General features: G+C 50.9%; 12 protein-coding genes. 9 read left to right on the forward strand and 3 right to left on the reverse strand.

Annotated features, from left to right (window positions below):
• Positions 1–557 precede the first annotated feature (557 nt).
• Together ppnN and queF are read right to left on the reverse strand one after the other, a co-directional pair.
• Positions 558–1,922 (reverse strand): nucleotide 5'-monophosphate nucleosidase PpnN, encoded by a 1,365-nt coding sequence (gene ppnN / locus D9597_RS02105; RefSeq protein ID WP_130214553.1) that lies wholly within the window; start codon positions 1,920–1,922, stop codon positions 558–560.
• A gap of 111 nt (positions 1,923–2,033) precedes the next feature.
• On the reverse strand, positions 2,034–2,882 hold the full coding sequence (queF, locus tag D9597_RS02110) for an NADPH-dependent 7-cyano-7-deazaguanine reductase QueF (protein ID WP_130221507.1): 849 nt from the start codon (positions 2,880–2,882) through the stop codon (positions 2,034–2,036).
• A gap of 67 nt (positions 2,883–2,949) precedes the next feature.
• Here queF and syd point away from each other — a divergent pair, with 67 nt between their 5' ends.
• The 7 genes from syd (at position 2,950) to gudD (ending at position 10,185) form a co-directional block, all read left to right on the forward strand.
• Positions 2,950–3,495, forward strand: coding sequence for a SecY-interacting protein (gene syd, locus D9597_RS02115; protein WP_130221508.1), 546 nt, complete (start codon positions 2,950–2,952; stop codon positions 3,493–3,495).
• 621 nt (positions 3,496–4,116) lie between these two features.
• Positions 4,117–4,446 (forward strand): YqcC family protein, encoded by a 330-nt coding sequence (locus tag D9597_RS02120; RefSeq protein ID WP_130207692.1) that lies wholly within the window; start codon positions 4,117–4,119, stop codon positions 4,444–4,446.
• Entirely contained in the window at positions 4,446–5,228 is a 783-nt protein-coding gene (truC, locus tag D9597_RS02125; protein WP_130221509.1) for a tRNA pseudouridine(65) synthase TruC, read from the forward strand. Before D9597_RS02120 ends, truC begins: the two co-directional genes overlap by 1 nt.
• Positions 5,229–5,245: 17 nt before the next feature.
• Complete coding sequence (locus D9597_RS02130; protein WP_130221510.1) at positions 5,246–5,695, forward strand: flavodoxin; 450 nt, start codon at positions 5,246–5,248, stop codon at positions 5,693–5,695.
• Positions 5,696–6,129: 434 nt separating this feature from the next.
• The gene (gudP, locus tag D9597_RS02135) at positions 6,130–7,482 is read left to right on the forward strand and encodes a galactarate/glucarate/glycerate transporter GudP (protein ID WP_042096643.1); all 1,353 of its coding nucleotides are present in this window, start codon (positions 6,130–6,132) and stop codon (positions 7,480–7,482) included.
• 1 nt (position 7,483) lies between these two features.
• Complete coding sequence (locus D9597_RS02140; RefSeq protein ID WP_130221511.1) at positions 7,484–8,824, forward strand: enolase C-terminal domain-like protein; 1,341 nt, start codon at positions 7,484–7,486, stop codon at positions 8,822–8,824.
• 20 nt (positions 8,825–8,844) lie between these two features.
• Positions 8,845–10,185 (forward strand): glucarate dehydratase, encoded by a 1,341-nt coding sequence (gudD, locus tag D9597_RS02145; protein WP_130214541.1) that lies wholly within the window; start codon positions 8,845–8,847, stop codon positions 10,183–10,185.
• A gap of 231 nt (positions 10,186–10,416) precedes the next feature.
• Here the strand turns inward: gudD and barA are convergent, their stop codons facing one another.
• Positions 10,417–13,173, reverse strand: coding sequence for a two-component sensor histidine kinase BarA (gene barA / locus D9597_RS02150; RefSeq protein ID WP_130207684.1), 2,757 nt, complete (start codon positions 13,171–13,173; stop codon positions 10,417–10,419).
• A 56-nt stretch (positions 13,174–13,229) separates the two neighbouring features.
• On the opposite strand from barA, the gene rlmD reads away from it, so the two are divergent.
• Both rlmD and relA read left to right on the forward strand, forming a co-directional pair.
• A complete protein-coding gene (rlmD, locus tag D9597_RS02155) occupies positions 13,230–14,531 on the forward strand; it encodes a 23S rRNA (uracil(1939)-C(5))-methyltransferase RlmD (protein WP_130221512.1) in 1,302 nt (433 codons plus the stop codon).
• 47 nt (positions 14,532–14,578) lie between these two features.
• Positions 14,579–16,813 (forward strand): GTP diphosphokinase, encoded by a 2,235-nt coding sequence (relA, locus tag D9597_RS02160; protein WP_130221513.1) that lies wholly within the window; start codon positions 14,579–14,581, stop codon positions 16,811–16,813.

The raw sequence follows: 16,813 nt of genomic DNA on the forward strand, positions 1-16,813 counted from the left end.
CTATTTCTCCTGGAGGAATGCAAATAATTCAGCTTTTAGCCAGTTCAGCCCGGGAAGGTGCCTGGCCGTAAAAATGAAATCTGTCTATCGGCGATGGCTTAATCATTTTCCGCCGTAATAATTTGAGGGCGGAAAGATACACACAAGTTATGTATCTATCAGTGATCTTGATCTCAAATACAATAATCTACTTGGAAGATAGATAATCCCAACGCTTTACTCTGTAAATCAAAAGTAAAAGAGAATTTAAGGGCAATATTTGGCAGATTAACGACATCTGGCCTCTTCCGGGGCGCGCAATATATGTAGGTTGAACTGAAAAAATCAATACTTTTAGTTAATGATTGCAAGATTTTCTTTTTTGCGGAGATAAAATGCGGTCTTCAAACGAAGGGAAACGTTTGCGCTACAACATAAATTGTATGACATATTGCAGGTGGTGATATTAATGACATGATGACGCGCTGAAACATTCATATAACAAATGAAATGGATTGATTAGTGAGCGACCAAAAAAGAGAAAAACCCGGCAACAAACGTTACCGGGGAAGGGAGGATTAGGTGCAGATTTCGTAGCAAGGGATGTAGGCAGAGCCTGGTAACTTCATACGATGTTGGGCAACAAACCCCTGAAGCAGGTCGTCCATACGGCGCATGATCTCTTTATCACCGTTGATTTTGTATGGCCCAAACTCTTCAATGGCGCGAATGCCGACTTCTTTTACGTTCCCCGCCACAATGCCAGAAAATGCACGACGCAGGTCGGCAGCCAGCACTTCAACGGGCTGATCCGGGTAAAGCTTCAGATTAGCCATATTCTCGTGAGACGGCTCAAACGGCATTTGCAAATCTGGCGTAATACGCATTGACCAGTTAAAGCTGTAGGCATCGCCCGTATCGCGACGGTTTTCTTTCACCTGCGCCATCGCTTTTTTCATCTGACGGGCTACTTCTGCAGCGTCATCAATGATGATGCGATAATGGCGGCGCGCGTTTTCTCCCAACGTATGCACGACAAACTCGTCCAGTACGCGGAAGTAATCAGCACTCTCTTTCGGGCCGGTGAGGATCAATGGCAAGACCTGATCTTTGTTGGCCGGATTCATTAAAATTCCCAGCAAATACAGTAGCTCTTCCGCTGTACCCACACCGCCAGGGAAGATAATGATGCCGTGGGCGATACGGACAAACGCTTCCAGACGTTTTTCGATATCCGGCATGATGATCAGTTCGTTAACCAGCGGGTTAGGCGGTTCAGCAGCGATAATCGATGGTTCAGTCATACCAATAAAACGGCTGTCTTTGTAACGCTGTTGGGCGTGTCCGACCGCCGCGCCTTTCATCGGCGCTTCCATCGCGCCTGGACCACAGCCAGTGCAGATATTTAACTCACGCAGCCCCAACTGATTACCAACGCGACGGGCATACAAATACTCGTTTTCGTTGATGGAGTGACCACCCCAGCACACCACCATATTGGGCGCTTCGCCCACGTGCAGCGCGCGAGCATTGCGCAAGATAGAAAAGACCAGGTTGGTAATATGAACAGAGTTGTCGAGATTCAGATTTGGAAAACGAACGGTGTTATGGATTTGCCCATAGACGAAGAGAATGTCGCGCAGGACAGCGAACAAGTTGGCCTGCAAGGCGCGAATTATACGCCCATCGACAAAAGCTTCTTCCGGGGGATTGATCAGTTCTAGCTTAACGCCGCGTTCACGGCGTAGCACGTTAATGTCGAAATTCTCAAAACGGGACAGCAATTCTTTGCTGTTATCGGTGAGGCTACCGGAGTTCAGAACAGCGAGTGAACAGTTGCGAAATAGTTGATAGAGGTCGCTGCTGGCGGTGCGTTTAAGCATATCCACTTCCAGCTGCGACAACATATCCATGGAGCCAAGCGGGCTAATATGTGTAATCAAGAAAAACTCCTTATGGGACGATTATCGTCATTCCCTTTGATTACAATAGCCCTGCCTGATGACCTTTCACAACCTTATGCGTGAATCCAGCACGCAAAATTGAGAAAAATTTTATTGCCGTGCCAGACGGGTTGTCGATGGGACAAAATCACAGTTACTACGCCATGGGTTAATGTCCAGACCGCCACGACGGGTATAACGTGCGTAAACGCTTAATTTCTCTGGCTGGCAGAAGCGTAACAGGTCATTAAAAATGCGCTCTACGCACTGTTCATGGAACTCGTTATGATGACGGAAAGAAACCAGATAACGCAGCAGTTTTTCCCTGTCAATCTTGCGTCCACGATACTGAATCTGGATAGATCCCCAGTCTGGTTGATGAGTAATCAGGCAGTTTGATTTCAGCAGGTGGCTCACGAGTGTTTCTTCCACCACTTTCTCGCCGCTGGTGGCATTCTCAAGATAGTCAGTGGTGAATTCATAGTTATCGATAGCGATATCCTGGTCATCAATGCAAGTGCCATTGAAATGCCCCACCGGCTGGCCTTCCAGTTCATCAAGACGATATAACGCCACGCTAACGTTACCCTGGGCGCAAGTGCTTAAGTCGCGCTCCAGCGTCTGGCGCACTTCCTCCCAATTGTTAAAGCGTGTCTGGTTAAAGCTGTTGAGATAGAGCTTAAAACTCTTCGACTCAATGAGATTTACGCTGGTGTAATCAAGTTCAACATGACCCACGGCAACCTGCGGCAAACCTTTCGCATTCAGCCAGGAGAGTTCATATAGCGTCCAGATATCCGTACCGTGAAAAGGCAGATTATCTGCTTTCAGGCCCAGCGGATCGCGATTCAAACTACGTGGAACGCCTTGTAGCAGGCTGGCGTCATAGGTATCCCGGTAATCGGTTGATTTTCCAAGAGTCAGGCCCGCAAGTGCCTGATGGTTTGCATAAGAAGACATGTTTCACCGTCATAAACCAGATAAACTAAACGACAAGTGTATCTGGTTTATGTGAAGAGAGAAATTAGTGGACGAATTGACCGCACAAGCCTTGAGAGATTTTACCACGCGTTACTGCGATGCCTGGCACAAACAGCACAATAGTTGGCCGTTAAGCGAGGAGCTGTATGGCGTTCCTTCACCGTGCATTATTTCAACCACTAATGATGCTGTGTTCTGGCAACCGCAGCCGTTTAGCGGTGAGCAAAATGTAAACGCGGTTGAGCGTGCGTTTGATATTGTGATACAACCCGCAATTCATACCTTCTATACGACCCAGCTTGCCGGGGATATGCATGCGCAGTTTGGCGATATCAAACTGACATTACTGCAAACCTGGAGCGAAGACGACTTCCGCCGGGTGCAGGAAAACCTGATTGGACATCTGGTTACCCAGAAACGTCTGAAACTGCCCCCCACGTTATTTATCGCCACACTGGAAGAAGAGCTGGAAGTGATTTCGGTGTGTAATCTCTCTGGCGAAGTATGCAAAGAGACGCTGGGTACGCGGAACCGTACCCATTTAGCCTCAAATCTTGCGGAATTCCTTACGCAGCTTAAGCCTCTTCTGTAATCCAATTACCCCGTCTGGTTGTGAGAGATCTCTTACAGACCCTGTAGGAGATCGCCAGAAAGTAAGTGAATACTTAAAAAGATAAGAATCATATTTCTATTTTAAATCAATGAGTTGACTGAGCATCCTTAACTTTCGTATGAAATTTTCCTTAAGGCATTGTCTGTAAGCGCCTTGTAAGACTCAGTGAAAAAGACGATTCTATCTTCGTCGACAGGGAGTCAGACAACGAAGTGAACATCAGGATGATGACACTTCTAAAGGACACGCCAGGATGGTGTTTCAGGGAAAGGCTTCTGGATGAAGCGAAGAGGAAAACGCTGGATGCGTTAAAGGACACCTCCAGGACGGAGAATGAGAACCGGTCAGGATGATTCGGTGGGTCAGGAAGGCCAGGGACACTTCAGGATGAAGTATCACATCGGGGTGGTGTGAGCAGGAAGCATTAGTTCAGGATGAACGATTGGTCGCAAGGCCACAGGAAAAGTTGTCAAGGATGAGCAGGGAGCAACAAAAGTAGCTGGAATGCTGCGAAACGAACCGGGAGCACTGTTAATACAGTGCTCCCTTTTTTTATTCCTGCTATCCTTCGTGGCAGTTTTTTCTTCTTGAGGTTGTTTTATGACCACTCATGACCGCGTTCGTCTTCAGTTGCAGGCACTTGAAACATTACTGCGTGAACATCAGCACTGGCGGAGCGATGAACCGCAGCCGCATCAATTTAACAGTACCCAACCTTTCTTTATGGATACGATGGAGCCACTGGAGTGGTTGCAATGGGTACTGATCCCACGAATGCACGATCTCTTAGATAATAATCAGCCATTGCCTGGGGCTTTCGCCGTGGCGCCGTATTATGAAATGGCGCTGGCGACGGACCACCCCCAGCGCGCGCTTATTCTGGCGGAGCTGGAAAAACTGGATGCGCTTTTTGCGGATGATACAAACTGATGCTGGAAATACTCTACCAGGATGAATGGCTGGTTGCGGTTAACAAACCGTCTGGCTGGCTGGTTCACCGCAGCTGGCTGGATCGCGACGAAAAAGTGGTGGTCATGCAAACCGTACGTGACCAGATTGGTCAGCACGTGTTTACCGCGCATCGGCTGGACCGACCGACTTCCGGCGTATTGCTGATGGGATTATCCAGCGAGGCCGGACGGCTGTTAGCGCAACAGTTTGAACAGCACCAAATCCAGAAACGTTACCATGCGATTGTGCGTGGCTGGCTGATGGAAGAAGCGGTGCTGGATTATCCGCTGGTGGAAGAACTGGATAAAATCGCCGATAAGTATGCCCGCGAAGATAAAGGCCCGCAGCCAGCAGTGACGCATTATCGCGGTCTGGCAACGGTTGAAATGCCAGTCGCGACCGGGCGTTACCCGACGACACGCTACGGTCTGGTGGAACTGGAGCCGAAAACCGGACGCAAACATCAGCTTCGTCGCCATCTCGCCCATTTGCGCCATCCGATTATTGGCGACAGCAAACATGGCGATTTGCGCCAGAATCGCAGCGCGGCTGAACATTTTGGCCTCCAGCGGTTAATGTTGCACGCCAGTCAGTTGTCATTGACGCATCCTTTTACTGGCGAGCCGCTGACTATCCACGCTGGTCTGGACGACACCTGGATGCAGGCATTATCACAATTTGGCTGGCGCGGTCTGCTTCCTGAAAATGAAAGGGTTGAGTTCAGCGCGCCATCGGGTCAGGATGATGAGATAATTTCCTAATCCAGGGAGAAAACGGTATGGCGGAAATTGGTATTTTTGTGGGCACTATGTACGGTAATGCGCTGTTAGTCGCCGAAGAAGCGGAAGCGATTCTGACCGCGCAGGGCCACAAAGCAACGGTGTTTGAAGACCCAGAATTAAGCGACTGGCTACCTTATCAGGACAAGTATGTTCTGGTAGTTACGTCCACCACCGGGCAGGGCGACCTTCCTGATAGCATTGTGCCACTCTTTCTGGGCATAAAGGATAACCTTGGTTTCCAGCCGAACCTGCGTTACGGCGTGATTGCGCTCGGCGACAGCAGTTATGTGAATTTCTGCAACGGCGGCAAACAGTTCGATGCCTTGTTACAGGAACAGAGCGCGCAGCGAATAGGGGAAATGCTGCTGATTGATGCCAGTGAAACCCCGGAACCAGAAACGGAATCCAATCCGTGGGTTGAACAGTGGGGGACGCTGTTGCCCTGATTTGTTCAGCGATCGGCAAAATACCGTTTTAGCGGTGCTGAATCGAATCTTTTCAGGCAAATGCCTGTAAAAACTGCTTCTTAGCGCGGATTTTTACTGGCGTTTGCCTGGAGTCAAGCGATCTATTTCATACTCTTCTTTATTTCTCCGATTTAACCCTTCCTTTCTTGTTCTTGTTTTCATTTCCGTGAAGTGGATTCCACCGTCCAGGGCTAATGCCAAAATCGAGCCTCATTGAACGCATTAATGTTGTGTTGTTGCACGGTGAGCCGCTATGGCGCGCTTTTTATACTGCTATTGCCAGATATAAACACGCGCCGCATTCGGCGAACGACCTATAAAAACGGCAAAAACACCCTACGTCACCTCTGATTTCCTGGCGATGTCGCAGTCCAGAGTGAGCGTGGCTAACGCGAATTTTCAGGAGTGCAACAATGAGTTCTTTAAGTCAGGCTGCGAGCAGTGTGGAAAAACGCACGAATGCTCGTTACTGGATAGTGGTGATGCTGTTTATCGTCACATCTTTCAACTACGGCGATCGCGCTACGCTCTCGATCGCCGGTTCGGAAATGGCCAAAGATATCGGCCTTGACCCAGTGGGTATGGGCTATGTGTTCTCTGCTTTCTCATGGGCTTATGTTATTGGGCAGATCCCTGGCGGCTGGTTGCTGGATCGCTTTGGTTCAAAACGCGTCTACTTCTGGTCAATCTTTATCTGGTCGATGTTTACCTTGCTGCAAGGTTTCGTCGATATCTTTAGTGGATTCGGCATTATCGTTGCCCTGTTTACGCTGCGCTTCCTGGTAGGGCTTGCCGAAGCACCTTCTTTTCCCGGCAACAGCCGAATCGTGGCAGCCTGGTTCCCGGCGCAGGAAAGGGGAACGGCGGTGTCGATTTTTAACTCCGCCCAATACTTCGCAACGGTGATCTTCGCGCCGATTATGGGCTGGCTGACTCATGAAGTGGGCTGGTCACACGTCTTCTTCTTTATGGGCGGTCTGGGCATTGTCATCAGCTTTATCTGGCTGAAAGTCATCCACGAGCCAAACCAGCATCCGGGTGTAAATCAGAAAGAGCTGGAGTACATCGCCGCTGGCGGCGCGCTGATCAATATGGATCAGCAAAACACCAAAGTTAAAGTGCCGTTCAGCGTGAAGTGGGGGCAGATCAAACAGCTGCTCGGTTCGCGGATGATGATCGGTGTTTATATCGGTCAGTATTGTATCAACGCCCTGACTTACTTCTTTATTACCTGGTTCCCGGTTTATCTGGTGCAGGCGCGCGGGATGTCGATTCTGAAAGCGGGCTTTGTGGCTTCCGTTCCTGCTGTTTGTGGTTTTATCGGCGGCGTGCTGGGGGGGATTATTTCCGACTGGCTAATGCGCCGCACGGGCTCGCTGAACATTGCGCGTAAAACACCGATCGTGATGGGCATGTTGCTGTCGATGGTGATGGTGTTCTGTAACTACGTCGATGTTGAGTGGATGATCATCGGTTTCATGGCGTTGGCCTTCTTCGGTAAAGGCATCGGGGCGCTGGGTTGGGCGGTAATGGCAGATACTGCGCCGAAAGAGATTAGCGGTCTTTCCGGCGGCCTGTTCAATATGTTCGGTAACATTTCCGGTATCGTCACGCCAATCGCAATTGGTTATATCGTTGGCACGACTGGCTCCTTTAATGGGGCGCTGATTTATGTTGGGGTTCATGCCTTAATCGCGGTGCTGAGCTACCTGGTGCTGGTGGGCGATATTAAGCGTATCGAGCTGAAACCTGTCGCGGGGCAATAAGATGACGACACAATCCAGTCCAGTCATTACTGATATGAAAGTCATTCCGGTCGCCGGACATGACAGCATGTTGCTCAATATTGGTGGTGCACATAACGCATATTTCACCCGCAATATTGTGGTACTCACCGATAATGCCGGGCATACCGGCATTGGTGAAGCGCCGGGCGGAGAGGTGATTTATCAAACGCTTGTCGATGCTATTCCGATGGTGCTGGACCAGGAAGTCGCGCGACTGAATAAAGTGGTCCAGCAGGTGCATAAAGGTAATCAGGCCGCCGATTTTGATACCTTCGGCAAAGGTGCCTGGACCTTTGAATTGCGCGTTAACGCCGTGGCGGCGCTGGAAGCCGCTTTGCTTGACCTGTTAGGTAAGGCGCTGAATGTTCCGGTCTGTGAACTGCTTGGCCCAGGCAAGCAACGCGATGCTATTACCGTCCTCGGTTATCTGTTTTATATCGGCGATCGGACTAAAACCGATCTTCCTTATCTGGACAGTACGCCAGGCAACCATGAGTGGTATCAGTTGCGCCACCAGAAAGCGATGAACAGCGAAGCCGTTGTGCGTCTGGCGGAAGCCTCACAGGATCGCTATGGCTTTAAAGATTTCAAACTCAAAGGTGGCGTATTACCTGGCGAGCAAGAAATCGACACCGTTCGTGCATTGAAGAAACGCTTCCCTGATGCGCGGATTACCGTTGATCCCAACGGTGCCTGGCTACTTGATGAAGCCATTTCTCTATGCAAAGGGCTGAATGATGTTCTTACCTATGCCGAAGATCCATGCGGCGCAGAACAGGGTTTCTCCGGTCGCGAAGTGATGGCGGAGTTTCGGCGGGCGACCGGCTTGCCCGTCGCGACCAATATGATCGCCACCAACTGGCGTGAAATGGGTCATGCGGTGATGCTCAATGCAGTAGATATTCCACTTGCCGATCCGCACTTCTGGACGCTTTCCGGTGCAGTCCGCGTGGCGCAGCTTTGCGACGACTGGGGGCTGACCTGGGGCTGTCATTCCAACAACCACTTCGATATCTCTCTGGCGATGTTTACCCATGTGGGCGCGGCGGCACCAGGTAATCCCACCGCTATCGATACCCACTGGATTTGGCAGGAGGGCGATTGTCGCCTGACCAAAAATCCGCTGGAGATTAAAAACGGAAAAATTGCCGTTCCTGATGCGCCCGGCCTGGGCGTGGAACTGGACTGGGAACAGGTACAAAAGGCACATGAGGCCTATAAACGTCTGCCTGGCGGTGCGCGTAACGACGCAGGCCCGATGCAGTGCCTGATCCCCGGCTGGACCTTTGACCGTAAACGTCCCGTTTTCGGCCGTCATTGATTCTGAAAAAGGACATAAATATGAATTCTCAATTTACGACGCCTGTTGTTACTGAAATGCAGGTCATCCCGGTGGCGGGTCATGACAGTATGCTGATGAATCTGAGTGGCGCACACGCACCGTTCTTCACGCGTAATATTGTGATCATCAAAGATAATTCTGGTCACACCGGCGTAGGGGAAATTCCCGGCGGCGAGAAAATCCGTAAAACGCTGGAAGATGCGATTCCGCTGGTGGTAGGTAAAACGCTGGGTGAATACAAAAACGTTCTGACGCTGGTGCGTAATACTTTTGCCGATCGTGATTCTGGCGGGCGTGGTTTACAGACTTTTGATCTGCGTACCACTATCCACGTGGTAACCGGGATCGAAGCGGCAATGCTGGATCTGCTTGGGCAACACCTTGGGGTTAACGTGGCATCCCTGCTGGGCGATGGTCAACAGCGTAGCGAAGTCGAAATGCTCGGTTATCTGTTCTTTGTCGGCAATCGCAAAGCCACACCGTTACCGTATCAAAGCCAGCCGGATGACAAATGCGACTGGTATCGTCTTCGTCACGAAGAAGCGATGACGCCGGATGCGGTGGTGCGCCTGGCGGAAGCGGCGTATGAAAAATATGGCTTCAACGATTTCAAACTGAAGGGCGGTGTACTGGCCGGGGAAGAAGAAGCCGAATCTATTGTGGCACTGGCGCAACGCTTCCCGCAGGCGCGTATTACGCTCGATCCTAACGGTGCCTGGTCGCTGAACGAAGCGATTAAAATTGGTAAATACCTGAAAGGTTCGCTGGCTTATGCAGAAGATCCGTGTGGTGCGGAGCAAGGTTTCTCCGGGCGTGAAGTGATGGCAGAGTTCCGTCGCGCAACTGGCCTGCCGACTGCAACCAATATGATAGCCACCGACTGGCGGCAGATGGGCCATACGCTCTCGTTACAATCCGTTGATATCCCGCTGGCGGATCCGCATTTCTGGACGATGCAGGGTTCGGTACGTGTGGCGCAAATGTGCCATGAATTTGGCCTGACCTGGGGTTCACACTCTAACAACCACTTCGATATTTCCCTGGCGATGTTTACCCATGTTGCCGCTGCTGCACCGGGTAAAATTACTGCTATTGATACGCACTGGATCTGGCAGGAAGGTAATCAGCGCCTGACCAAAGAGCCTTTTGAGATCAAAGGCGGTCTGGTACAAGTGCCAGAAAAACCGGGGCTGGGTGTAGAAATCGATATGGATCAAGTGATGAAAGCCCATGAGCTGTATCAGAAATACGGGCTTGGCGCGCGTGATGATGCGATGGGGATGCAGTACCTGATTCCTGGCTGGACGTTCGATAACAAGCGTCCGTGCATGGTGCGTTAAGACAGAAAACCAAAACCGGCTCTATCTGGAGCCGGTTTGAGACTGATGCCAAACGCAAAATTGCCTGTTGCGCTACGTATCAGGTCCACATCATTTTTTAATTCATTGAATTTAATTGGTTTTGTAGGCCGGATAAGGCGTTCACGCCGCATCCGGCATAAACACAGGCACTTTGTCACCAATCTGAAACCAGCTTCATAAAAAGCCGATTGCTACTCGACAAGACGTCCATTACCCAAGAATTTTACTGGCTTCGCGTGCCACATTATCCATCTCGTCCAACAATTCCAGTAGCTCCGGCTCCAAATCTTCTTCTTTAGTACCGCTTCGTAGCTGTTGTTCAATAAGTTGACAGAGATTCTTCATACGCGGCACACCGCTATAGCCGCAACTGCCATGCAGTTTATGAATCAAATCAACCAGGCCTTCCGGATTTTCCCCAACCAGTTGTTCCTCAACTTTGTTGCGAACTTCAGGCAGGAAATCGAGCAACATTTGCAGCATATCGCGCGCCAGATCGGTTTTGCCAGCGGCCTGGCGTAGCGCCAGTTGCCAGTCCAGAGTCGCATTCTGGTTCACCACAATTTCGTTCACTTCTGGCGTCACAACGCGGGAAGAAATGCCGCTGCCGGGTTTGTAGCGCAGCAGCAAATTATGCAATCGCTCTTCTTCAATCGGTTTCGCCAGATAATCGCTCATCCCCGCGCCAAGTAATTTCTCTTTTTGCCCAGCCATCGCATGTGCAGTCACCGCGATGACTGGCGTTTGTTGCTGGTGCGGAAGCTGGTGGATAAGTTCGCATGCACGAATGCCGTCCATATCCGGCATTTGAATATCCATTAAGATTAAATCGAACGGCATCTGTTTTGCTCGTTCAACCGCCTGATGTCCGCTATCGCACAACTCCACATGCTGAACCATGTCTTCCAGCAATGCGCCGATAAGTTTCAGGTTTGCTGGGTTATCATCAACAGCCATAACCGTCATTACCAGCTTACTTTCGTCGGTGACAGGCAACAGCGTATTTTGTGTTTGATGACAAAACTCGGTCAGTACAGGCAACAGACGTGTAGGCGTCAGGGGTTTCAGCAGACACGCGCCGATACCATCTTGCTTGAGCTTTTCGGCATTGACCTGTGCATGGCACGGAAGGGCGAGCATCAGAAAATCGGTCATCGACACCGCTTTCGCTAACCGCTCATGTTGCATCGTTAGCGGTTCGCGGAAAGTCACCGCAATCCCTAACAACATCATGTCGTAATGCGCGGGAGGGAGGGCCGAGAAGCTTGGGCTGTAGACCACCTCAAGCGGTGTTTCGCTTAAAATATCCAGCGTGCACTGCGCGGCTGCCGAGTTCGGTTCGACATAAGCCAGGCGTTTGCCGGTGAGGCACTGGGTGGATGGTCCTTCAATAATAATATTCGGGTTCAGATCGAGATTAATATGGAACCAGAAGGTTGAGCCACGATTCGGCTGGCTATGGAACGAGATATCTCCGCCCATCTCATTAACCAGTTTTTGCGTAATTACCAGCCCCAGCCCGGTGCCGCCATGACGGCGTGAAATACTGGCATCTGCCTGCCTGAAGGCCTGGAACAGGCGCGATTGATCGCGTTCAGGAATACCAATACCGGTATCGCGGATCTGCACTTCAATCTGAACTTTGGTATTACTCAGCGCTCGTTTTTCCACCAGAATATCGATGTTGCCATTCTCGGTGAATTTAATCGCATTCCCCACCAGGTTAGTGATAATTTGCTGTAAACGCAGTGGATCGCCTATCACGTTATCTGGCACGTCGCTCTTAATATTGAGCGTCAATTCCAGCCCTTTATCGTGAGAAGAATGCGCCAGAAGAGTAACCACTTCATCCAGCGTGCTGCGCAGCGGGAACGGAATACTTTCCAGGATCAGCTTGCCCGCTTCCAGTTTCGAGAAGTCGAGAACATCATTAATAATTGCCAGCAAATTATTTGCCGAGCGTTCAATCGTGTTCAGGTGATCGCGCTGCGTTGGCGTTAATTCTGTTTTCAGCGTCAGGCGGGTAAAGCCAATAACTCCATTCAGCGGTGTACGCAGCTCATGTGACATATTCGCCAGAAACTCAGACTTAATACGCGCCGCTTCCTGGGCGCGCTTTTTCGCCAGGTCCAACTCAACGTTCTGAATTTCCATCTGCTCCAGCGTTTCACGCAGATCAGACGTCGCCTGGTCGATATTGTGCTGCATCTCTTCGTGATAAGCCGCCAGAGACATTGCCATCGAGTTAATGCCGTTTTTCAGCATATCCAACTCGCCGAGCATAAATCCTTCCACCCGGCTGTCGAGTTGTCCTCGGCGGATGCGGTCGACAGTATTCACCATGTTGCGAATCGGGCCGGTTACATCGCGCATGAGTCGCCAGCCAAAAATAAGCGCAATACCAATACAAAACAGCATCATCACGCTGGAAATAAAAATCTCTTTATATTGCTGTAAGCGCACCGATTTAAGGTCCAGCTCAAGGGCAATATACCCCAGCATATTCTGACTATTTTTGGCATCGCTAATGGGCGATTCGTCGGGAGAATAACTCTCGGAGATAATCGGCGTACGCAAAATCATAATATCGCCATCACGTGTGACAGTGAGCTGGCGCGGAAATGGCACGTTACTACCGAGCTGCATTGCTGAAGGGTCGAGATGAAAATTGGAGGTGACAAAGAGTCGGTTATTTTCATCGTAAACTGAAATGGCGCGAACAATATCAGAATGGCGACGATGCAAAACGCTTATCAACTGACCGATAGATTCGCGATTTTGCAGGCTCATGCCATATTCAGTAGAAACTGCAAGCGGCTCAATAATGCTGGCACCGGCATCTTCCAGTTGACGCTGCAAGTCGTTATAGCGATGCACGACGAAAAAGATACTGAGCAATAAACCAATAAGGACGGTCGGCGCCAGGATCAGAATCATCATGCGTGCGCGCAGGCTGTAGTTGGTCATGGAGTTCCGTTATGGGACAATTAAGGTCACACTGTTAAATTGAGAAAGTCTCGCCAATGGCGCAATTCTACTCTGCAAAACGACGCGTGACGACGCGTCAGATCATAACCGTTTCAGTCAACGACCTCGACTCTTTTGGTCAGGGCGTGGCACGACATAACGGAAAAGCGTTATTTATCCCCGGGCTATTGCCGCAGGAAGATGCGGAAGTTACTGTTACTGAAGATAAAAAACAGTATTCCCGCGCTAAAGTCGTGCGCAGGCTAAGCGACAGCCCGGAACGCGAAACGCCACGCTGCCCTCATTTTGGCGTATGCGGCGGCTGTCAGCAACAACACGCCAGCATCGAACTACAGCAGCGAAGCAAAAGTGCGGCGCTCGCCCGGTTAATGAAGCATGACGTCTCTGAAGTGATCGCCGATGTTCCCTGGGGATACCGTCGCCGCGCGCGCTTAAGCCTGAACTATCAGCCGAAAACACAACAATTACAGATGGGATTTCGCAAAGCGGGTTCCAGTGACATAGTCGATGTTAAGCAATGCCCCATTTTAGCGCCCCAACTTGAAGCATTGCTGCCCAAAGTCAGGGCATGCCTGGGCAGCTTACAAGCCATGCGTCATCTTGGGCACGTTGAACTGGTGCAGGCAACCAGCGGCACGCTGATGATTTTACGCCATACCGCACCGCTAAGTTCGGCTGATCGTGAAAAACTGGAACGCTTTTCGCATTCTGAAGGCCTGGATCTGTTTCTCGCCCCCGATAGTGAGATACTCGAAACCGTCTCTGGCGAGATGCCCTGGTATGACTCAAACGGGTTACGTTTAACTTTTAGCCCGCGTGATTTTATTCAGGTCAACGCGGGTGTGAACCAGAAAATGGTGGCGCGCGCGCTGGAGTGGTTGGATGTGCAGGCTGAAGACAGCGTGCTTGATCTGTTCTGCGGTATGGGCAATTTCACACTGCCATTAGCGACACGAGCGGCTAGCGTGGTAGGGGTAGAAGGTGTTGCTGCGCTGGTGGAGAAAGGTCAGGAAAATGCGCGACTTAATGGTTTACAAAATGTGACGTTTTATCATGAAAATCTTGAAGATGATGTCACAAAGCAGCCGTGGGCTAAAAACGGCTTTGACAAAGTGTTGCTGGACCCGGCGCGAGCAGGTGCTGCTGGCGTCATGCAGCAAATTATAAAACTGGAACCCATTCGTATAGTTTATGTATCCTGTAACCCTGCGACGCTGGCTCGGGATAGCGAGGCGTTATTAAAAGCAGGATATACCATTGCGCGACTGGCGATGCTGGATATGTTCCCACACACGGGGCATCTGGAATCGATGGTGCTTTTTTCGCGCGTTAAATAGTTACGATTTGCAGATTTCGGCAGGTCAGGTCCCTAAAGGAGAGGACAATGGTTGCGGTAAGAAGTGCACATATCAATAAGGCTGGTGAATTTGATCCGGACAAATGGATCGCAAGTCTGGGGATTGCCAGCCAGAAGTCGTGTGAGTGCTTAGCCGAAACCTGGGCGTATTGTCTGCAGCAGACGCAGGGGCATCCGGATGCCAGTTTGCTGTTGTGGCGTGGTGTCGAGATGGTGGAGATCCTCTCGACATTAAGTATGGACATTGACACGCTGCGGGCGGCGCTACTGTTCCCTCTGGCCGATGCCAACGTAGTCAGCGAAGACGTACTGCGCGAGAGCGTCGGTAAGTCGGTCGTTAATCTTATTCACGGTGTGCGCGATATGGCGGCAATCCGCCAGCTGAAAGCGACGCACACTGATTCGGTTTCCTCCGAACAGGTCGATAACGTTCGCCGGATGTTATTGGCGATGGTCGATGACTTCCGTTGCGTGGTCATCAAACTGGCGGAGCGAATTGCCCATCTGCGCGAAGTGAAAGACGCGCCAGAAGATGAACGCGTACTTGCAGCAAAAGAGTGCACCAATATCTACGCGCCGCTGGCGAACCGTCTCGGGATCGGGCAACTGAAATGGGAACTGGAAGATTACTGCTTCCGTTATCTCCACCCGACCGAATACAAGCGCATCGCAAAACTGCTGCATGAACGCCGTCTCGACCGCGAACACTATATCGAAGAGTTTGTCGGTCATCTGCGCGCTGAGATGAAAGCTGAAGGCGTTAAAGCTGAAGTGTATGGTCGTCCGAAACACATCTACAGCATCTGGCGCAAAATGCAGAAAAAGAACCTCGCCTTCGATGAGCTGTTTGATGTCCGTGCAGTACGTATTGTTGCCGAGCGTTTACAAGACTGCTACGCCGCGCTGGGGATAGTGCACACTCACTATCGCCACTTGCCGGATGAATTTGATGATTACGTCGCAAATCCGAAACCAAACGGCTATCAGTCTATTCATACTGTGGTACTGGGGCCGGGTGGCAAAACCGTTGAGATCCAAATCCGCACTAAACAGATGCATGAAGATGCAGAACTGGGCGTTGCTGCGCACTGGAAATACAAAGAAGGCGCGGCAGCTGGCGGCGCACGTTCGGGACATGAAGACCGGATTGCCTGGCTGCGTAAACTGATTGCGTGGCAGGAAGAGATGGCCGACTCCGGTGAAATGCTCGACGAAGTACGCAGTCAGGTGTTTGACGACCGGGTATACGTCTTTACGCCGAAAGGTGATGTCGTTGATTTACCTGCGGGATCAACGCCACTGGACTTCGCTTATCACATCCACAGCGATGTCGGACACCGCTGCATCGGGGCAAAAATTGGCGGGCGGATTGTGCCATTCACCTACCAGTTACAGATGGGTGACCAGATTGAAATTATCACCCAGAAACAGCCCAATCCCAGCCGTGACTGGTTAAACCCAAACCTCGGTTACGTCACAACCAGCCGTGGGCGTTCGAAAATTCATGCCTGGTTCCGTAAACAGGATCGTGACAAAAACATTCTGGCTGGACGACAAATCCTTGATGACGAGCTGGAACATCTTGGGATCAGCCTGAAAGAAGCAGAAAAACACCTGCTGCCGCGTTACAACTTCAATGATGTCGACGAGTTGCTGGCGGCGATTGGTGGCGGGGATATCCGTCTCAATCAGATGGTGAACTTCCTGCAATCGCAATTTAATAAGCCGAGTGCCGAAGAGCAGGACGCCGCCGCGCTGAAGCAACTTCAGCAAAAAAGCTACACGCCGCAAAACCGCAGTAAAGATAACGGTCGCGTGGTGGTTGAGGGTGTCGGTAACCTGATGCACCACATCGCACGCTGCTGCCAGCCGATTCCTGGAGATGAGATTGTCGGCTTCATAACCCAGGGGCGCGGTATTTCAGTACATCGCGCCGATTGCGAACAACTGGCGGAACTGCGCTCCCATGCGCCAGAACGCATTGTTGATGCTGTATGGGGCGAGAGCTACTCCGCCGGATATTCGCTGGTGGTCCGCGTGCTGGCTAATGATCGTAGTGGGTTGTTACGTGATATCACGACCATTCTCGCCAATGAGAAAGTGAACGTGCTTGGCGTTGCCAGCCGTAGCGACACCAAACAGCAACTGGCAACCATCGACATGACCATTGAGATTTATAACCTGCAGGTGCTGGGCCGCGTGCTGGGTAAACTCAACCAGGTGCCGGATGTTATCGACGCGCGTCGACTGCACGGGAGTTAG

It is taken from the genome of Escherichia sp. E13S3, from assembly GCF_004212325.1.
Taxonomy (GTDB): domain Bacteria; phylum Pseudomonadota; class Gammaproteobacteria; order Enterobacterales; family Enterobacteriaceae; genus Escherichia.